This window comes from Streptomyces sp. NPDC053474 (assembly GCF_044544845.1).
Classification (GTDB): domain Bacteria; phylum Actinomycetota; class Actinomycetes; order Streptomycetales; family Streptomycetaceae; genus Streptomyces.
In genome coordinates this window covers 158,900-181,038 of the sequence record NZ_JBITXV010000010.1, presented here as the reverse complement: position 1 = coordinate 181,038, position 22,139 = coordinate 158,900, and the positions used below count along the sequence as shown (strand labels likewise).

The following is a 22,139-nucleotide window of genomic DNA, read 5'->3' as shown; positions in this document are numbered from 1 at the left end:
TCCCGGTAGTCGTTCATGGCCGGAGCCCGGCTGCTGTGCCTGGTCGAAGGCATTACTGGCCAGATGCGGGTGGACGGAAGGCGGCGATTTCTGTGGTTGGGTGTTTGGCCATGGGGCGGCGGGGCACACGCGTGGCGGCGGTCCGTACTGGATTGTTGAGGCTCGAACGACACCGTTCGAAAGCTACTCGACGGTTACGCAAAACAGACGGCGGAAGCACCCTTCGTTCAACTTCTGGGGGTTGCTATCGAGTGACCCACCGTGAAGACTGTGGCGAGGGTGCTCTGAATATGCGTGGTGCACAGCACAGGACCGCATCTATGGGATGTGCGTATGTTGTCGTCCGCAGCTGGGAGTCCGTCTTCGCGGGCCCGGGCCACCGATTCGTACGAGCAAGGGGAAATCTCGCGCAAAAGCCGCGAGGATCGTTTCACTGGGGGATGAGTGATGTCGGCTTGGTTCGCACACGAGGTGCCGCCCTTCGCCGAAGGGCGGACGGAAAGCCGAAGTGCGAAGGGGCGGACGTGTTGAGCCAGGCCAAGCGGCCCCGGTGACGGCGGAGAGCAGGCGTGCGGGTCGGTGAGGACACCGCCGCCCGCCGCTAGGGCCTGCCCGCCCTCCGTGACGGACGCTCCATCGGCCTGCCCGCACACCGCGTTCACCGCGTGGGGTCCTTCGGCGCGCGCGGTGACGTGCGGCCCGCGCACGGCCACGGCGGCCCCGCCCCGTGTGCCGGAGTCGACTCAGCCCGAGCGACCGCCCCACCCCCTGCTTTCGTCGTGCCTCCGCATCCCCCCACCCAAGGGAGAGAAGTGACCAGCAATTCGACCAACAGCTCCTCGGCACAGGACCACTTACTGTTCGACGCGCTGACCGAACAGTGGCGATCCCTGCGCGAGGCCGGCCCGGTCCGCCACGACGAGGCGCAGGGAGTGTGGCACGTCGTAAACCACGAAGGGGTTGCCGCCGTGCTCGCCGACTCGGCGACGTACTCCTCGGACATGACCCCGATCGCCCCCTCCCAGGAGGACTTCGAAGCCTTCAGGCAGGGCAACTTCGTCGGCATGGACCCGCCCGAGCACCGCAAGTTCCGCACCCTGGTGAGCCAGGCGTTCACCCCGCGCGTGGTGCACGGGCTCGAACCGCGCATCGAAGCCGTGTGCGCCCGTCTGCTCGACGCCGTGGCCGACCGCGACCGCATCGACATGGTCGACGCGCTGGCCTACCCCCTGCCCATCATCGTGATCGCCGAACTCCTCGGCATCCCCACCGAGGACCACCCGCTGTTCCAGGAGTGGGCGGCCACCCTCTTCGGCGGCGACCAGCTCGGTGAGTCGCCCGACATGGCCGACCTGGAGCGCGCCCTCGAAGCCATCGCCCCGACCGTGCGCGAGATGAACGGCTACGTCCTGGACCACATCCGCCGCCGTCGCGCCGAGCCCGGCGACGACCTCATCAGCAAGCTCATCGCCGCCGAGGTCGACGGAGTCCGCCTGGAGGACCAGGAGATGGTCGGGTTCGTCGCCCTGCTCCTCGTGGCCGGACACATCACCACCACCGCCCTCCTGGGCAACGCCCTGGTCGCCTTCGACCGCAACCCCGGCACGCTCACCGCCCTGCGCGCCGACCCCGCCCGGCTGCCCGACGCCATCGAGGAAGTGCTGCGCTGGCTGCCGCCCTTCCCCGAACTGGGCCGCCGCGTCACCCGCCCCGTGGTCCTCGGCGGTCACGAACTGCCCACCAACACCCTGGTGATGGCCCACCTGGGCGCCGCCAACCGCGACCCCGACCGCTTCACCAAGCCGGACGTCCTGGACGTGACCCGCAGCCCGAATCCCCATCTGACCTTCGGCCACGGCATCCACTTCTGCTTCGGCGCGCCCCTGGCCCGCCTGGAGGCCCGCATCGCGCTGCGGATGCTGCTCGACCGCTTCCGCGACCTCTCCGTCTCCTCCTACCGCGACGTCACGTACCAGAACCCGGCCGTCCTCGTCGGCGTCCGCCACCTGCCGGTCGACGTCGTCAGACCGTAAGCACCCGCGCCCTCACGTCCGGCCCGGAGCCCGCCGGCCGTCGCGCCACCCGCCCTGAGCCACTGTTAACGGGAGCCACCTCGTCATGCCGTACACCACCGCCGCCACGATCATCGAGCGGTCGCCGTCCCGCTTACGCGAAGCCCTGCAGGACCGTCTCGACGTGCTCGCGCGCACCCACCGGGTCCCCGGTGCCCACCTGACCGTGGACACCGGGACGGACGTGGTCAGCGTGCACACCGGCACCACCGACGCCTCCACCGGCACTCCGTTCACCGCCGACACGGCCGTGCCCCTGGGGTCCGTCACCAAGGTCTACACAGCCGCCGCCGTGATGCTCCTCGCCGACGACGGCGATCTGGAGCCCGACGACCCCGCGGCCTCGTTCATACCCGAGCTACGCGCGTTACCTGAGGTAACGATACGTCACCTGCTCAGCCACACCGCCGGGTTGCCCACCGGGCCCGACTCGGACACCGCCGCCGGGACGACCGTCTCGCGCTACCTGGCGGAGGCCTGCGCCGCCCGGGACACGCTGTTCGCGCCCGGGGCCGGATTCTCGTACTCCAACGCCGGTTACATCGCCGCCGGACGGATCATCGAGTCCGTCACCGGCATGACCTGGAAGGAGGCCGTCCGGGCCCTGCTCCTGGAGCCCCTCGGCACCACGGCCGCCTACCTCGGCGATCCCGCCCCCGCCCGCACGGCCGCCGTCGGCCACGCGCTGAACACCGCGACCGGACAGCCGCGCCCGGCCCGGCAGAACCTCGCCCCCGTCGAGGCACCGGCAGGCGCCCTGCTGGCCAGCGCCCTCGACCTGGCGGCCCTCGGGAGAACCCTGATAGGCCGGTCCGCCGTGCTGCCGCCCGCCGTCGCGGCGCTCATGCGGACCCCCGTACCTGGCGCCGACCCGGGGGTCCTCGCGGACGCCTGGGGCCTGGGCGTCGCGCTGTTCAAGGAGGACGGCCGCTGGTGGTGCGGCCACGACGGGAACGCCCAGGGCACCTCCTGCCATCTGCGGGCCGAGCCCGACAGCGGCGTGGTCGTCGCCTTCACCGGCAACGCCGGCGGCGCCACCGCCCTGTGGCAGGACCTCGCCGACGACCTCACCCGGCTCACCGGTGTACGCGTGCCGACCGCTCCGGCACCCGCACGGCGGGGCGAACCCATCGCCCTCCCCGAGTGCGTCGGCACCTACCGCAACGGCGCCCTCGAATACCGGATCACCCTCGACGTCGACGGCTCCCCAGCGCTGTCCGTGGACGGCGACCTCCCGCTGCCCCTGGTCTGCTACGCCGACCTGACGTGCGACCTGGTCGACCCGGCCACCGGTCGCCGCGAGCCCGGCGGACGCTTCCACCGCGACGCCGCCACCGGCACCGTCGACCGCGTGCAGATCTCGGGCCGCACCGCCCGCCGCACCCGCACCTCCTGAGCACACCCAGCTCCGGCGTGCGCACGCCCCGGCCCTGCCCCGCCGGGGAGCAACCCGTGCCCGCGCGCACCCGCACCGTCCCCGCGCCGAAGGACATCCCCCCATGACGGACCTGCATGACAAGCCCACCCCGGCGACCCACCCGCCGTCGGCCGACCACGCCGCCGCGGGCGGCGGAAGCGGGAGCTCCGGTGCCCACCCGCACCCCTCGCTCGGTGAGCTGTTCGCCGCATGGGTGGACCGCACGCCCGACGCGCCCGCGGTCACCGACGGCCGACGGACGTGGTCCTACCGGGAGTTGGCACAGCGAGCCGACCGCCTCGCCGCCGACCTCGTACGGCGCGGGGCCGGACCGGACCGCACGGTGGCGCTCGTCCTGCCGCGGTCGATGGAACTGATCGCGGCAGAGATCGCCGTGACACGTGCGAGTGCCGCCTTCCTGCCCGTGGACCCCGGCTACCCCGCTGAGCGGCGCGCGCTGATGCTGGCCGACGCCGCACCCGTGGTGGTCCTCGACGACCCGGCCCGGGTCCGCGCCGTCCTCGACGACGCGGCCGGGCCGGTGCCCGACCGGTGGCCCGGGCCGGTGGGCCCCGATCACGCGGCGTACGTCATCTACACCTCCGGCTCCACCGGCACCCCCAAGGGCGTGACCGTCACCCACCGGGGCATCGCGGGCTTCAGCCGCGGCTGCGCCGAGCAGTACGCCGTGCGGCCCGGCGACCGGATCCTGCAGTTCTCCTCGCCCAGCTTCGACGCCGCCGTCCTCGAACTGTGCAGCTCCCTCCTGTCCGGAGCCACCCTCGTGGTGCCGCCCGACGGGCCGTGGCTCGGCGACGAACTCGCCGCCGTCCTCGACGAGCACCGCATCACCCACGCCCTGATCCCGCCCGCCGCCCTCGCCACCCTGCCCGACCCGGCGCACGGCGCCGCGGGCAGCCACCTGAGCACCCTGATCGTGGGAGCGGAGGCCTGCCCGCCGGCCCTCGTCGACCGCTGGGCCCCCGGCCGCCGGATGATCAACTCCTACGGCCCCACCGAAGCGACGGTCGTCGCCTCCTGGACCGGACCCCTGACCGCGGGCAGCGGCGCGCCGAGCATCGGCACCCCGCTGTCCGGCACCCAGGTACACGTCCTCGACGCGGCGATGCGCCCCGTCGCCCCCGGCGCCGACGGCGAGCTGTACGTGGGCGGGGACGGCGTGGCCCGCGGCTACCACGGCCGCCCCGGCCTGACCGCCACCCGCTTCGTCGCCAGCCCCTTCGGCCCGCCCGGCGCCCGGCTCTACCGCACCGGCGACCGCGCCCGCCGGAACGCCGAAGGAGAGCTGGAGTTCCTCGGCCGCGCCGACCGCCAGGTCAAGGTCCGCGGCTTCCGCATCGAACCCGGCGAGATCGAGGCCGTACTCCTGCGCCACCCCGGCGTGCGCGAGGCCGTCGTCGTGGTGCGCGAGGACGACCCGGGACGGCGGCGGCTCGTCGGCTACGTCACGCCCACCGACGCCGAACAGGCCCCGGAGCCCACGGCGCTGCGCGCGGCCACCGCCACCACCCTGCCCGCGCACATGGTCCCGGCCGCCGTCGTCGTCCTGGACGAACTCCCGCTCACCAGCCACCACAAGGTGGACCACCGCGCCCTGCCCGCCCCCGTCCGCGAGAGCGCCGACGGCTGGACCCAGCCGCGCACCCCGCGGGAAGAGGCACTGGCCGCCATCTGGGCCGAGGTCCTCGCCGTCGACGCCGTGGGCGCCGACGACGACTTCTTCGACCTGGGCGGCGACTCCGTCCTCGCCGCCCGGACGCTGTCACGGATCACCGAGGAACTGGGCGTACGCCTCGCGGTGCGGGACGTGTTCACCGCCCGGACCGTCGCCGCTCTCGCCCCGCTCCTCGGCGACCCGTCCGCCGCCGCACCGCCCGAGCCGATACCGCCCGCCCCGCGCGACGGCCCGCTGCCCCTGTCCAGCGCGCAGCAGCGGCTGTGGTTCCTTGACGACCTCACCGAGGGCGGCACGGAGTACAACACCGGCGTGGCGCTGCGGCTGCGCGGCGACCTCGACGGCGCGGCACTGCGCCGTGCCCTGGACCGGCTCGCCGCCCGCCACGACGCGCTGCGCACCACGTTCGCCACGGTCGAGGGACAGGGCGTACAGCACGTCAGCGCGGCAGCCGAACTGCCCCTGCGCACGGCCGACGTGGCACACGTGCCCGCCGCCCGGCGCGCCGAGGTCGCCGAACGGCTCCTCACCGAGGAGCTCGGCCGCGCCTTCGACCTGGCCACGGGCCCCCTCACCCGAGCACTCCTCATCCGCGTCACCGACGGGGACCACCTGCTGCTCCTCGCCCAGCACCACATCGTCACCGACGGCTGGTCCGTGGGCCTGCTCACCCGCGAACTGGCCGCGCTCTACCACGCGGAGGCCACCGGAGCCCCCGACGGCCTGCCCGCGCCGACGGTCCAGTACCCGGACTACGCGGTCTGGGAGCGGCGACAGCGCTCCTCCGGCACCGACAGCGACGACCTCGCGTACTGGAAGCGGCGTCTGACGGGCATGCAGCAGCTCGACCTGCCCACCGACCGGCCCCGGCCGCCGGTGCGCACCACCGTCGGCGCCGCGCACCGCCACCCGATCCCGGCGGACCTCGTCGAGCGGCTGCGGCAGCTGGCCGCGGGCCGCGGCACGACCTTGTTCACCCTGTTCGCCGCGGCGGCGGCCGTGCTGTTCTCCCGGTACTCCGGCCAGCGGGACGTGGCCTTCGGCACCGTCACCAACGGGCGCGGGCGCCGCGACCTGGAGGACGTGACCGGCTTCTTCGCCAACACCGTGGTGCTGCGCGAGGAAGTCGACGACACCACCACCGTCGGTCGGTTCGTGGAACGCGTGCGCGCGACCGTCCTGGACGCCTTCGCCCACGACGGGGTGCCCTTCGACCGCGTCGTCGAGGAACTGGCACCGCCCCGCGACCCCAGCCGTACGCCGCTGGTGCAGGCGCTCGTGGTCCAGCAGACGGCCCCCGCCCACCCGCCGCGGGCCGGTGCGGTGCGCGTCGAGGAGCACCCGCTGCCGCGCCCGGCCTCCCGCTTCGACCTCGTCCTGGAGTTCGCGCCGCGCCCGGACGGCGGCCGCGAGCTGACCGTCGAGTTCAACACCGATCTGTTCGACGTGGACACGGTCGCCCGGATGAGCCGCCATCTGCACTGCCTCCTGGAGGGCATGGCGGACGGCCCGCACCGCACGCTGGCCGAGCTGCCCCTGCTCCTGGAGGGCGAGCGGCGCACCCTCCTGGAGACCTGGAACCCGCCCGCGCGCACCGGGCACGACGACACCGCGAGCACCCTGCCGGCGCTCTTCGAGGCCCAGGTGGCCCGCACCCCCGAGCGCACCGCCGTGGACTGCGGCACCACACGCCTCGACTACGCCGAGGTGAACCGGCGCGCCAACCGCGTCGCCCGGCAGCTCGTCGCCCGCGGCGCCGGGCCCGAGACGCTGGTGGCCCTGTGCCTGCCGCGCACCGCCGACCTGGTCCCGGCCCTGTGGGGCGTCCTGAAGTCCGGCGCGGGCTATCTGCCCGTCGACCCCGGCTACCCCGCCGAGCGCGTCCGCTTCATGCTCGCCGACGCCGAACCTGCCCTCGTCCTCGCGGGCCGCGAGACCGCGGGCGCGCTCCCCGCGGACTGCGAGCCGCTGCTCCTGGAGGACTGCCTGGCCGACGGCGCGGACCTGCCGGGGGACACGGACCTGACGGCGGCGGACCTGGCACGCCCGCTCGTCCCCGACCATCCCGCGTACGTCATCTACACCTCGGGGTCGACCGGCCGCCCCAAGGGCGTCGTGGTCGCTCACCGCAGCGTGGCGGCGCTCGCCGAGTGGGTGGCGGAGCGGTTCGGGCCCGAGCGCCTCGCCCATGTGATCGCCTCGACGTCGCTCAACTTCGACGTGTCGGTGTTCGAGTTGATCTGCCCCCTGCTCGCGGGCGGCAGCATCGAGGTGGTCGCGGACCTCGCCGCCCTCGCCGAGGCCCCCGACCTGCGCCGCGCCGGGCTCGTCAGCGGCGTGCCGTCGGTGATCGCGCGGCTGCTCACCGAGGGCCACACGGCGATCGCCTCGGACACGTTCGTCCTGGCCGGGGAGGCCCTGCCCGCACAGACCGTGCGCGACCTGCGGCGGGCCATGCCGTTCTGCGAAGTGGCCAACATATACGGCCCGACCGAGGCCACGGTCTACGCCACCGCCTGGTTCGCCGACGACATCGCACCCGACCAGGCCCCGCCGATCGGCAGGCCCGTGGCCCGCACCCGCGCCTACGTCCTCGACCATCTGCTGCGCCCCCAGCCCCCGGGTGTGACGGGTGAGCTGTACCTCGGCGGCGGCGGCCTCGCCCGCGGCTATCTGCGCCGCCCCGGTCTGACCGCGACCCGCTTCCTCGCCGACCCCTTCGGCGCCCCCGGGGACCGGATGTACCGCACCGGCGACCTGGTGCGCTGGACCCGGGCGGGTGAACTGGAGTACCTCGGCCGCACCGACCAGCAGGTCAAGGTGCGCGGCTTCCGCATCGAGCTGGGCGAGGTGGAGGAGGCCCTGCTGCGCTGCGAGGGCGTGGCACAGGCGGCCGCCGCCGCCCGCGAGAGCGAAGGACACCGGCGCCTGGTGGGCTATGTCGTGCCCGCCCCGGGCACGCGGGTGGACCCGGACGCGGTGCGCCGCGAACTCGGCCGCGCCCTGCCCGACTACCTGGTCCCCGCCGTCGTCGTGGGGCTGAGCGCGCTGCCCCTGAACCCCAACGGGAAGCTGGACCGCGACCGGCTCCCCGACCCCGGGCCCGTCGGGCGCGCCACCCGCCACGTGCCGCCGCGCACCCCCACCGAACGGCTCCTCGCCGGGATCTGGGCGGACGTCCTGCACGTGGAGCGGGTCGGGGCGGACGACAACTTCTTCGCGCTCGGCGGCGACTCCATCCTCAGCATCCAAGTCGTCGCCCGCGCCCGGCAGGAGGGCCTGACGGTCACCTCCCGCGATGTGTACCGGCACCAGACGGTGGCCGACCTCGCCCGCCGCGCGGACACCGCGGAAGGCCGCAAGAGTGCCGCCCCCGTCCAGGCGGCGGCCACCGGACCGGCGCCGCTGACGCCCATCCAGCACTGGCTGTTCGACAGCGCCGCCGACCGGTCCAGCCACTTCTCCCAGACCCTGTCGGCCCAGCTGCGCGAGCCGGTCGACGCGGCGGCCCTCGAGGACGCGCTCAACGACCTGGTCGCCCACCACGACGCGCTGCGCTCCCACTTCGTGACCGACGGCTCCGCGAGCCCCGACGGCCCCACCACCGCCCGCTGGCACATCGGCGAACGGACCCCGCGCCTGCGCCTGGCACGCCACACGGGCCCCGACGCCGACGCGCCGCACCTGGGCCCCTTCGACCTGCGCGAGGGCCCGCTGCTGCGCGCCGTCCTGCACGAGCGGGGCGCGGGGCTGCCGCCCGTCCTGCACCTGGCCGTCCACCACCTCGTGGTCGACGGCGTCTCCTGGCGCGTCCTGCTCGAAGACCTCGACCTGGCCTACCGCGCCCGCCGCGAGGGCCGCGACGCCACGGCGGCCCTGCCCGCCAAGTCCTCGCCGCTGCGCCACTGGGCACAGCGCCTGGCCGCGCACGCGGCCGACGGCGGCTTCGCCGACGAGACGGCGTACTGGACCCGCGCCCTCGCGGGCGCCGAGGCGGCCCTGCCCACGGACGGGGCGGGCCCCAACACCTACGCCTCGGCCCGCTCGGTGACCGTACGCCTCACCCCTAAGGACACCACCGCGCTGCTGCGCACGCTGCCCGACACCTACCGCACCCGGGTCAACGACGTGCTCCTGAGCGCGCTCGGCCGCGTCCTGTGCGCGTGGACCGGCCACGAGCGGGTCCTGGTGGACGTCGAGGGGCACGGGCGCGAAGAGCTGTTCGCCGACGTCGACACCAGCCGGACCGTCGGCTGGTTCACCACCCGCCACCCCGTCGCGCTCGCCGTCCCGGCCGACGCCGACTGGGACGCCGTACTCAAGCAGGTCAAGGAGCAACTGCGCGCGGTGCCCCGGCACGGGCTCGGGCACGACGTGCTGCGCTATCTGACCGGGCCCGGCACGGCGCCCACCGCGCCCACCGCGCAGGTCAGCTTCAACTACCTGGGCCGGTTCGGGCTCCCGGACGCACCGGACGGCCTGTACGGCGAACCGTTCCGCCCCCTCGAACTGGACGCCGACCCGCTGTCCGCGCGCCCGCACCCGCTGGAGGTCGTGGGACAGCTGGACGGCGACGCACTGGAGTTCACCTGGTTCTACTCCGACGCGCTGCACCACGAGGCGACCGTCGCGGAGCTCGCCGCGGCGTTCGCGGACGCCCTCGCCGGGATCGCCCGGCACGCGGCCCGGCCCGGCACCGGCGGCCGCACCCCGTCGGACTTCCCCCTGGCGCGGCTCGACCAGACGGCCGTGGACCGCGTCGTGGGCGACGACCCCGACGCGGTCGAGGACGTCCACGCGCTCACCCCCACCCAGGCGGGGATGCTCTTCCACGGCCTGTCGCAGGACGACCAGAGCGTGTACTTCCAGCAGGTGTCGTTCGTCCTGGACGGCGTGCCCGACCCCGCCGCCCTCGCGGCGGCCTGGCAGCACGTGACGGACCGCACCCCGGTGCTCCGCTCCCGCGCGGTGTGGCAGGACGTGCCCGAACCGCTCCTCGTGGTGCGGCGCCACGCCACCGTGCCGGTCACGCACCTGGACTGGCGCGAGCTGACCGACGACGAGCGGGGCAGCGCGCTGCGGGACCTGCTCGACCGGGACCGCGAGCGCGGCGTCGACCTGGCGTGCGCCCCGCTCCAGCGCATCGCCCTGGCCCGGCTCTCCGACAGCTCCGTCCGCGTGGTGTGGTCCTTCCACCATCTGATCCTGGACGGCTGGAGCCTGTTCCAGGTCCTGTCCGACGTGTTCGCCCGCCACGCGAGGCCGTCCGGCTCCGCGGACGAGGGCGACCCGCCGCCCGTGCGGCGCCCCTTCAGCGACTACGTGGCCTGGCTGCGCGACCGCGACGACGACCGGGCCGAGCGGCACTGGCGCGACCGCCTCGCGGGCCTGGCCGAGGCCACCGCGCTGCCCTACGACCGCGAGCCGCGCGAGAGTCACCACGCGGAGTCCACCGAGGCGGTCCGCGTCACGGTGCCGCAGGCCACGACGCGTGCCCTGGAGGACCTGGCCAAGGCCGCGGGCCTGACCCTGAACACCCTGGTCCAAGGCGCCTGGGCGCTGCTCCTGAGCCGTCTGGCGGGCCGGGACGAGGTCGTCTTCGGCACCACCGTCTCCGGCCGCCCGCCCGAGCTGCCGGGCGCCGACTCCATCACCGGCCTGTTCATCACGACCCTGCCCACCCGCGTCCGGGTGGCGCGCGAGGGCACCCTCGCCGACTGGCTGGGCGCCCTCCAGTACGACCAGAGCGAGGACCGCCGCTTCGACCACGTGCCGCTCACGCGGCTGAAGGCCCTCACCGAACTCCCCGAGCGGGCCGCCCTGTTCGACAGCATCGTCGTCTTCGAGAACTATCCCGTCGACGACGACCTCGCCGCCGCCCACGGGCTGCGCTTGAGCGACCTCGACGGCATCGAGACCACCAACTACCCGCTCAGCCTGGTCGCCTACCCCGGTGCGGAACTCGGCCTGCGCCTCGGCTACGACCCCGCGCTCTTCGACGCCGCCACGGTCGCCCGCCTTGCCGAGTACCTCACCGTGCTCTTCGACGGCATGGCCGCAGAACCTGGGCGCCCGCCCGCGCGGCTGCCGCTGCTCACCCCCGCCCGCCGCCGCCAGGTCGTCGACGAGTGGAACGACACCGCCACCGCCCTCCCCGAGGCGACGGTCGCGGAGCTGTGGACGGCACAGGCGCGCCGCACGCCCGACGCCGTCGCCCTGGAGGCGGGTGCCGACCGGCTCACCTACCGGGACCTGGACGTCCGGGCCACGGCACTCGCCGCCCGGCTCGCCGCCCGCGGCGTCACGGCCGAAGTGCCGGTCGGCGTCCTCATGGACCGCTCGGCCGGTCTGGTCGTCGTCCAGCTCGCGCTCGCCCTCGCCGGGGGCGTCTACGTCCCCCTCGACGGCCGGGCGCCGAGCGAGCGGCTGCGGCGCATGCTCGCCGAGGTCGGCGCGGACCTCGTCCTGACGGACGCCGAGTGGGAGCGGACGGCCCGGGACGTGCTGCCCGACGGGACCGTGCTGCGGCCCGACCGCGAGCCCGAGGGCGGCGCGCCGGACGCTCCCGCCACCCCGGCCGTGCACCCCGACTCCGTCCAGTACGTGATGTTCACCTCCGGCTCCACCGGCACTCCCAAGGGCGTCGCCGTGCGCCACCGGGACGTCGCCGCCCTGGCGCTCGACCGCGCCTTCGCCGGGCACGACCGCGTCCTCGTGCACTCCCCGCACGCCTTCGACGCCTCCACGTACGAGCTGTGGGTGCCCCTGCTGCGCGGCGGGACGGCCGTCCTCGCCCCGCCCGGGGACGTCGAGGCCGCCGTCGTCCGGAGCGCGATCACCGAGCGAGGCGTGCGGTTCCTGTGGCTCACCGCGGGCCTGTTCCGCCTCCTCGCCCAGGAGGACCCCACGTGCCTGCGCGGCGCCCGGGAGGTGTGGACCGGGGGCGAGGCCGTGCCCGGCGCCGTGGTGCGCCGCGTCCTCGACGCCTGTCCAGACCTCACCGTCGTCGACGGCTACGGCCCCACCGAGACCACCACCTTCGCGACCCGGCGCCCCTTCCGCGCCGGTGACCCGCTGCCCCCGGTGCTGCCCATCGGACGCCCGCTCGACAACACCCGCGTGTACGTCCTCGACGCCGCGCTCCAGCCCCAACCGCCGGGCGTTCCAGGGGAGTTGTACGTCGCGGGGGCCGGGCTCGCCCGGGGCTACGCCGGGCAGTCGGGGGCGACCGCCGCCCGCTATGTGGCTGACCCCTTCGGCCCGCCCGGCTCCCGCATGTACCGCACCGGCGACATCGTCCGCTTCGGCGGCGACGGCGAACTGCACTTCGTGGGACGTGCGGACGACCAGATCAAACTGCGCGGGTTCCGCGTCGAGCCCGCCGAGATCGAGGCCCGCCTCACCGTGCACGCGGGCGTCGCCGAGGCCGTCGTGTCCGTGTGCGAGCACGCCGGGCGCAAGCGCCTGGCCGCCCACTTCGTGCCCGCCTCCGTGACGGCCGCGCCGACCGTGAGCGAACTGCGCGCCCACGTGGCCGCCGAACTGCCCGACTACATGGTCCCCGCCGCCTTCGTGACGGTGCCGGAGCTGCCCCTGACCGCCAACGGCAAGGTCGACCGGGGCAGACTGCCCGCACCGGACTGGTCGGCGGCGGGCGACACCGCCTACCGCCCGCCCCGCACCGAGGCCGAGCGCGTCCTCAGCGGCATCTGGGCCGACCTCCTGGGCGTGGACCGCGTCGGCGCCGACGACAACTTCTTCACCCTCGGCGGCGACTCGATCCTCAGCATCCAGGTCGTCTCGCGCGCCCGCGCCGCCGGGCTCGGGCTCACCCCGCGCGACCTGTTCCGCCACCCCACCGTCGCCGCCCTCGCCGCGGCCAGCGGCTCCGCCGGGGCCGTCGCCGGAACCGGCCCCGTGACCGGCGAGGTGCCGCTCACGCCCATCCAGCACTGGTTCCTCGACCCCGGGCCGCGCCGCCCCGAGGTCTTCGACCAGTGCCTGCTCGTCGAGACGGCCACGGACGTCGACGCGGAGGCCCTGAGCCGCGCCCTCGCGGCCCTGTGGTCCCACCACGACGCCCTGCGCGCCCGGTTCGTCCAGGGCGACGACGGGTCCTGGCACCAGCACTGCCCCGGCCCGGACGAGGCGGCCCCGGACCTCCTGGAGGTCCGCGACCTGAGCGGCATGGACGCCGAAGCCGCCGAGGCCCGCGGCACCGCCGAGGCGCACGCCGCGTTCCGCCTCGCCACCGGCCCGCTGCTGAACGCCCGCCTGTTCACCGGCGCGCGCCCGCGCCTGCTCCTGACCGTCCACCACCTGGTCGTCGACGGCGTGTCCTGGCGCATCCTCCTGGAGGACCTGGACACGGCCTACCAGCAGGCGCGTACGGGCGAGCCGGTACGGCTCCCGCAGCGCACCACGTCCGTCCAGGAGTGGGCGCGTCGCCTGCGCGCCCGCACCGCGTCCGGCGGCTTCGCCGGCCAGCGCGCCCACTGGGAGGACGTGGCACGGCACTGCGCCGCGCCCCTGCCCCTGGACACCGGCGCGGCACCGGACAGCACCACCATGGCCGACGTACGCGCGGTCACCGTACGCCTGGACCGGGAGCGCACCGACGACCTGCTGCGCAAGGTGCCGAGTGCCTACCGCACCCGCGTCGACGACGTGCTCCTGACCGCCCTCGGCCGTACCCTCTCCGACTGGATCGAACGTTCTACCGTCGCCGTCACACTGGAGGGCCACGGCCGTGAGGACCAGCTCTTCGACGACGTCGACCTGTCCCGCACGGTCGGCTGGTTCACCAGCCTGTACCCCGTCGCCCTGCACGTGCCGGACGCGGACTGGGGAACCGCCCTGAAGTCCGTCAAGGAACAGCTGCGCGCGGTACCGGAGCGGGGCATCGGCCACGGCGCGCTCACGCGTCTCGCCGGGGACGACCGGCTCACCACCGCGCCGACGCCCGGCATCAGCTTCAACTACCTGGGCCGGTTCGACTGGTCGGCCGACAGCGGCGGCGCCCTGGTGCGCGGCGTGCCCGGCGGCCTCGGTGGGGCCGACGCGCCTGAGGCGGCGCGCCCGCACCTGCTCGACGTGATCGCCCGCGTCGAGGGCGGGGAGCTGGAGATCACCTGGCACTACAGCCACACCCTGCACCACGAGGAGACCGTCGCGGGCCTCGCCGACGGCATGCTGCGCGCGCTCACCGAACTCGTCGCCCACTGCTGCCGCGAGGACGCCGGGGGCCGTACGCCCTCGGACTTCCCGCTGGCCCGCGTGGACCAGGAGGCCCTGGACCGCGTCGTGGGCGACGGCCGCGCGGTCGCGGACCTGTACCCGCTGACGCCGATGCAGGCGGGCATGCTCTTCCACAGCCTCATGGACCCCGACGCGCGGACGTACGTCAACCAGGTCCAGTTGGTGCTGCGCGGCGTCACCGACCCGCATGCCCTGGCCGAGGCGTGGCAGCGCACGGCCGACGCCAACGCCGTGCTGCGCACCGGCCTGGTGTGGCAGGAGACCGCCGAGCCGCTCCAGGCCGTGCGGCACCGGGCCACCGTGCCCGTCACCCACCACGACTGGACCGGATGGCCCGCCGACCGGTGCGCGCGGGAGATGGACCGGCTGCTCGACGCGGACCGCGACGCCGGGATCGACCTGGGCACCGCGCCCCTGATGCGCCTCACCCTGATCCGTCTGACGCCGGACCGCGTACGGATGGTGTGGACGTTCCACCACGTCCTGCTCGACGGGTGGAGCGCGGCCCAGGTCTTCGACGAGGTGTGCGAGCGGTACGCGGCGCTGACCGCCGGACGCCGCCCGGAGGTCGCCGACCGCGCGCCCTTCCGCGACTACCTGGAGTGGCTGTCGCGGCAGGACGCCGCCCGGGCTGAGCAGTACTGGCGCGAGACCCTCGCCGGGTTCTGCGCCCCCACCGAACTCCCCAGGGACCGGCGGCCCGCCGAGGCCCACCGCGCGTCGTCCTCGGGAACCGTCGGCGCGGAGCTCGACGCCGCGACGTCGGCGCGGCTGCGGGAGACGGCGCAGCGGGCCGGGCTGACCGTCAACACCATGGTGCAGGGCGCCTGGGCGCTGCTCCTGTCGCGGTACGGCGGCGGGGACGACGTCGTGTTCGGCACCACCGTCTCCGGGCGCCCCGCCGAACTGCCCGGAGTGACCTCGATGGTCGGGGTGTTCATCAACACCCTGCCCACCCGCGTCCGGATCGACGGCGGTCGCGGCCTCCTGGAGTGGCTGCGCGCGCTCCAGGCCGCGCAGTCGGAGTCCCGCAGGCACGACTTCGTCTCCCTCGCCCAGCTCCAGACCTGGAGCGAGGTGCCCGGCGGTACGAACCTGTTCGACAGCATCGTGGTCTTCGAGAACTACCCGTTCGACGAGGGCGCCCTGGCCCGGCACGGCCTGGCCATCGAGCAGGAACGCGACGTGGAGCCGACCAACTACCCGCTCAACGTGGTGGTCGCCCCCGGGGACATCCTGTCGGTCATCCTGGACTACGACCCCGGTCACTTCGAGGAGTCGACCGCGCGTTCCCTCGCGGCGCGGCTGCTGCACACGCTGCGCCTCCTGGCCGACGCGTCGGACGACACCCGCCTGGACGCGGTGGACGTCCTGGCTCCGGAGGAGCGCGAGCGGCTGCTGCGCGGGCCCGGACGCCCCGCACTGGCCCCGGTCACACCGGAGGTGCTGCCCACCCTGGTCGAGGCCGCCGTGGACCGTACGCCCGAGGCGACGGCCCTGGTCACACCGGGCCTCTCCCTGTCCTTCGCCGAGGCCGAGGTGCGCGCGAACCGGGTGGCGCACGGGTTGATCGCCCGCGGTGTGGGCCCGGGCGATCTGGTGGCCCTGGTGCTGCCGCGCTCCGTGGAGATGGTCCTCGCGCAGCTGGGTGTGGCCAAGGCCGGTGCGGCCTTCGTACCGGTGGATCCGGGATATCCGGCGGAGCGGGTGGCGTTGATGCTGCGCGACGCGGCGCCCGCGGTGACGCTCGACGCGGCGCAGGTCGCCGAGCTGCTGAGCGACGGCCCGGGGGAGGACCGGCCGACGGACGCGGACCGGGTCCGTCCGCTGCGCCTGGACGACCCGGCGTATGTGATCTACACATCCGGTTCCACGGGGACGCCCAAGGGTGTGGTGGTGACGCATCGGGGTCTTGCGGGCTTCTCGGCCGCTGAGGCGGCGCACTATGAAGTGGCGCCGGGGGATCGGGTGTTGGCGTTCGCCACGCCGAGTTTCGATGCCTCGGTCCTTGAGCTGTGCATGTCCTTGCCGCTCGGTGCGAGCCTGGTCGTGCCCGCGCCCGGGCCGCTGCTCGGCGCGGAACTCGCGGAGGTGCTCCGGACAGAGCGCATCACGCACACCTTGCTGCCTCCGCCCGCGCTGTCCACGCTGCCACCGGAGACCCCGGGAACCCTGCCGGATCTGAAGACCCTCACGGTCGGCGCCGACGCCTGCGGCGCCGACCTGGTGGCCGCCTGGGCGCCGCACCACCGCCTGGTCAACTCCTATGGGCCCACCGAGGCCACCGTCGTCGCCACGTGGTCGGCGTCGCTGACCGTGGAGGGGACCGCGCCGCCCATCGGGCGTCGGTTGCCGGACACGGGTGTGTACGTCCTGGACGCGCGGCTGCGGCCGGTTCCGGACGGGGTGGCGGGGGAGCTGTGGCTGAGCGGTCCGGCCCTGGCCCGTGGGTATCTGAACCGTCCGGGTCTTACGGCTTCCCGGTTCACGGCCGACCCGTTCGGTCCGCCCGGTTCGCGGATGTACCGCACCGGCGACCTGGTGCGCCGCGACGCCCACGGCGAACTGCACTACCTGGGCCGCACCGACCACCAGGTGAAGGTGCGCGGCTTCCGCGTCGAGCTGGGTGAGCTGGAGGCGGCCCTCGCCGGGCACCCGGACGTGGCCGCGGCCGCCGCCCGCGTGTCGGAGCGCGACGGCCACCGCCGCCTCGTGGCCTACGCCGTGCCGCGAGGGAGCGAAGCCCCCGACCCCGCGGCCCTGCGCGACTTCCTCGCCCGCACCCTCCCCGACCACCTGGTCCCCGCGGCCGTCGTACCGCTGGAGCGACTCCCGCTCGGCGCCAGCGGCAAGCTCGACCGGAACGCGCTGCCCGAACCCGCCTGGTCGGCCCCGGCCGACATCGGTGGCGTGCCGCCGCGCACCGACACGGAGAAGGCGCTCGCCGCGATCTGGTCCGAGGTCCTCGGCGTGCCCGACGTGGGCGCGCAGGACAACTACTTCACGCTCGGCGGGGACTCCATCCTCGGCATCCAGATCGTCGCCGCGGCCCGCCGCGCCGGATTCGCGCTGACGCCGAGGCACCTGTTCCGGCACCAGACGATCGCCGAGCTCGCCGCCGCCGCGGCGGACCTGCCCGCCGCGGGAACGACGGCCGAACAGGGCGCCGTCGTCGGCGAGGCACCGCTCACGCCGGTCCAGCACCTGCTGTTCGACACCCTCACCGGCGACCCGGCACGCCTCACCCAGGCCGTCGCCCACCACCTCGCCAGCGACACTGACGAGACCGCGCTGCGCGCCGCCCTCGCCGCCGTCCACGACCACCACGACGCGCTGCGCCTGCGCTACCCGGCGGGCGCCGACGGGGCCCGCCGCCAGCACGGCAGCGCGCCGGGCGCACCCGTCCACCTGGAGACGCACGACCTGCCGGGGGAGGTGCCCGCCGCCCTCGTCGACGACCTGTGCGCGGGCTTCGACCTGGACACCGGGCCGCTCCTCAAGGCCGCGCTGTGCCGCTGTGGCGACGAGCGGCGGCCCGTCCTGGTGCTCGCCGCGCACCACCTGGTCGTGGACGCGGTGTCCTGGCACCTGATCCTGGAGGACCTCGACACCGCCTACCGGGCCCTGCGCGCGGGAAACCCGCCGGACCTCGGCCCGAAGACGACCTCCTTCCAGGCGTGGGCCCGCCGTCTCGCCGCGCACACCGAGGCCGGAGGCTTCGACGGCGAGCTCGGCCACTGGCGGAGCGTGCCCGACGGCCACGCCCTGCCGACCGACCTCGCCGGGGCGAACACCGCCGCGAGTGAGGAGTCCGTGACGGTGGGCCTCGACAGCGAGGAGACCCGCCGCCTCCTCCAGGACGTACCGGGCGTCTACCGCACCCGCGTCAACGACGTGCTGCTGTACGCCCTCGGCCGGGTCCTGGCGCGCTGGACGGGCCGGGACCGGGTGGCCGTGACCCTGGAGGGCCACGGCCGCGAGGACCTCTTCGACGACGTCGACCTCTCCCGCACCGTCGGCTGGTTCACCAGCGTGTTCCCCGTCGCGCTCGACGTACCGCGCGACGCGGACACCGCCACCGCGCTGAAGTCCGTCAAGGAGGGCCTGCGCGCGGTGCCCCACGGCGGCATCGGCTACGGCGCCCTGCGCCATCTGCACCCGACCGCGGGCGCGGGGCTGCCTGGGCTGCCTGGGCTGCCGCAGATTTCCTTCAACTACCTGGGCCAGCAGGACCGGAACACCACCGGAGACCTGCTGCACGCGCCCCTCGGCGACCTGGCGGGCGGCATGGACACGGCCGCGGACCGCCCGCACCTCCTCGACGTCATCGGGCGCGTGACGGACAAGCGCCTGGAGTTCACCTGGTCGTACTCGCGCGACGTGCACCGCGGTGACACCGTCGCCCGGCTCGCGGCCGAGCTCACCGACGAACTGCGGGCCCTCGTGCGGCACTGCGCCGAACCCGGCGCCGGGGGCCGCACCCCGTCGGACTTCCCCCTGGCCCCGCTGGACCAGGCCGCCGTCGACCGCCTCGTGGGCACGGGACGCGACGTCGAGGACCTCTACCCGCTCACCCCGACCCAGGCGGGCATGCTCGTCCACGGCATGGACGAGCCCGCCGAGGGTCTTTACGTCGAGCAGATCACGTTCGTCATGGACGGCGTGCCCGACGCTCGCGTCCTCGCCGCCGCCTGGCAGCACGTCGTGGACCGCACCCCCGTGCTGCGTACCGCCGTCGTCCTGGCCGGGACGCCCGTCCCGCTCCAGGCGGTGCGGCGTGACGTCACGGTGCCCGTCACCGAGCACGACTGGAGCGGTCTCGCACCCGACGCGTGCGCGGCGGAGCTGGAGCGGATGCTCGCCGAGGACAAGGCCCGCGGCATCGACCTGGACCGGGTGCCGCTGCTGCGCGTCGCCCTGATCCGCCTTGCCCCGGACGAGGTGCGCGTGGTGTGGACCTTCCACCACGCCCTGCTCGACGGGTGGAGCGTCTTCCACGTCCTCGGGGACGTGGTGGCCAGCCACGCGGCGCTCTCCCGGGGCGAGGAGCCGCGGCTGCCGGAGCGCAGGCCGTTCGCGGACTACGCCGCCTGGCTCGCGGCCCGCGACACAGCGCGGGCCGCGGAGCACTGGTCGGGCGCGCTCGCCGACCTGACCGCTCCGACCCCGCTGCCCTACGACCGCAGGCCCGCCCCGGGCGCCCCGGCCCGTTCCGGCAGCTGGCTCGCGGAGTACCTGGAGGAGGCCGAGACGGACGACCTCGCGGACTTCGCCCGGCGCCACCGGCTGACCCTCAACACCGTGGTGCAGGGCGCCTGGGCGCTGCTCCTGTCCCGCTGGAGCGGCGAGCGGAACGTGTGCTTCGGCACGACCGTCTCCGGGCGGCCCGCGGACATGCCGGGCGCCGACACCATCGCCGGTCTGTTCATCACCACCCTGCCCGCCCGGGTCACCGTGGACGGCGCCGCCCCGTGCGCCGCGTGGCTGCGCGAGACGCAGGCCGCGCGGGCCGAGGACCGCCGCTTCGACCACGTACCGCTCACCGACCTCCAGGCCGCCAGCGGACTGCCCGCGGGAACCCCGCTGTTCGACAGCCTGCTGGTGTTCGAGAACTATCCGGTCGGCGACGACACCGCGGGCGCGCACGGCGTGCGGGTCCGCGACCTCGACGCCCACGAATCCACCAACTACCCGCTGACCGTGGTGATCCTGCCGGGCAGCCGGATGGGTGTCGTCGTCGGCTACGACCCCCGCTACTTCGAGGAGTCCACCGCACGCTCCCTCGCGGCCCAGCTCGTCCACACCCTGCGCGCCCTGGTCGCCGCGCCGGACGACACGCGCCTGGACGCGGTGGACTCCCTGCCGCCCGAACTGCGCGCGCGGCTGCTGCGGGGGCCCGCGCGCCCCGAGCCGACCCCGGTCGTACCGGAGGTGCTGCCCGCGCTGGTCGAGGCAGCCGTGGACCGCACGCCCGAGGCGACGGCCCTGGTCGCACCGGGCCTCTCCCTCTCCTTCGCGGACGTCGAGGCGCGCGCCAACCGGCTCGCGCACCAGCTGATCGCCCGTGGCGCGGGCCCCGGCGACCTCGTCGCCCTGGTGCTGCCGCGCTCCGCCGACATGGTCCTGGCGCAGCTCGGCGTGGCCAAGGCCGGAGCGGCGTACCTGCCGGTGGATCCGGGATATCCGGCGGAGCGGGTGGCGTTGATGCTGCGCGACGCGGCGCCCGCGGTGACGCTCGACGCCGACGAGGTCGCCGAACTGCTCGCGGCCCAGGGCGCACCGGAGCATCGGCCGACGGACGCGGACCGGGTCCGTCCGCTGCGCCTGGACGACCCGGCGTATGTGATCTACACATCCGGTTCCACGGGGACGCCCAAGGGTGTGGTGGTGACGCATCGGGGTCTTGCGGGCTTCTCGGCCGCTGAGGCGGCGCACTATGAAGTGGCGCCGGGGGATCGGGTGTTGGCGTTCGCCACGCCGAGTTTCGATGCCTCGGTCCTTGAGCTCTGCATGTCCTTGCCGCTCGGTGCGAGCCTGGTCGTGCCCGCGCCCGGGCCGCTGCTCGGCGCGGAACTGGCCGAGGTCCTGCGCACCGAACGCATCACCCACACCCTGCTGCCCCCGGCCGCGCTCGCCACCTTGCCGCCGGACACGCCCGGCACCCTGCACGACCTCAAGACCCTCACGGTCGGCGCCGACGCCTGCGGCGCCGACCTGGTGGCCCGCTGGGCGCCGCACCACCGCCTGGTCAACTCCTACGGGCCCACCGAGGCCACCGTCGTCGCCACTTGGTCGGCGCCGCTGACAGCGGACGGCGTCGCCCCGCCCATCGGGCGTCGGTTGCCGGACACGGGCGTGTACGTCCTGGACGCGCGGCTGCGGCCGGTTCCGGACGGGGTGGCGGGGGAGCTGTGGCTGAGTGGCCCGGCCTTGGCTCGTGGGTATCTGAACCGTCCGGGTCTTACGGCCTCGCGGTTCACGGCCGACCCGTTCGGCCCGCCCGGTTCGCGGATGTACCGCACCGGTGACCTGGTGCGCCGCGACGCCCACGGCGAGCTCCACTACCTGGGCCGCACCGACCACCAGCTCAAGCTGCGCGGCCACCGCATCGAGGCGGGCGAGGTCGAGGCGGTGCTCGTCCGGCACCCGGCGGTGCTCGACGCCGTGGTCACGGTGCGCGAGGACGAGCCGGGGCTGCCGCGCCTGGTCGCCCACCTGCTCGCCGCGCCCGACGCGGAGCCGCCCGCCGCCGCGGAGCTGCGGACCCTCGCCGCCCGCACCCTGCCAGGGCCTCTGGTCCCCTCGGCGTACGTCGTCCTCGACCGCTTCCCGCTCACCGAGAACGGCAAGACGGACCGGGCCGCGCTGCCCGCGCCGCCACCGGACCAGGAGGAGACGTCCGGCCACGTCGTCCCGCGCACCCCCACCGAGGAGGCCGTCGCCTTCCTGTGGGAGGAGGTCCTGCAGACGGTGGTGGGCGTGGAGGACGACTACTTCTCCCTGGGCGGCGACTCCCTGCGCGCCCTGCTCATCGCCTCCCGGGTCAACGACGCGTTCGGCGTGACCCTCACGCCCCGCGACGTCCTGGTCCACCGCACGGTCGCCGCCTTGGCGGACCTGGTGGAGGAGCAGGTGCTGAGCGAACTCGAAGACGCCGCACGCGGCGACAGCGACCACGACGAACGGTGAGGACTGC

Annotated in this window: 3 protein-coding genes; all 3 read left to right on the top strand. The window is 74.8% G+C overall.

Annotated elements, in window-relative coordinates:
* Positions 1–812: 812 nt before the first annotated feature.
* The 3 genes from ACIG3E_RS24465 to ACIG3E_RS24455 all read left to right on the top strand — a co-directional run bounded on the left by ACIG3E_RS24465 (position 813) and on the right by ACIG3E_RS24455 (position 22,132).
* A complete protein-coding gene (locus tag ACIG3E_RS24465; protein ID WP_399620178.1) occupies positions 813–2,033 on the top strand; it encodes a cytochrome P450 in 1,221 nt (406 codons plus the stop codon).
* An 85-nt stretch (positions 2,034–2,118) separates the two neighbouring features.
* Positions 2,119–3,468, top strand: coding sequence for a serine hydrolase domain-containing protein (locus tag ACIG3E_RS24460; RefSeq protein ID WP_399620175.1), 1,350 nt, complete (start codon positions 2,119–2,121; stop codon positions 3,466–3,468).
* Positions 3,469–3,571: 103 nt separating this feature from the next.
* Positions 3,572–22,132 carry a non-ribosomal peptide synthase/polyketide synthase gene (locus tag ACIG3E_RS24455; protein ID WP_399620172.1) on the top strand — a complete coding sequence of 6,187 codons (18,561 nt, stop codon included), beginning with the start codon at positions 3,572–3,574 and terminating at the stop codon, positions 22,130–22,132.
* Positions 22,133–22,139: the final 7 nt, after the last annotated feature.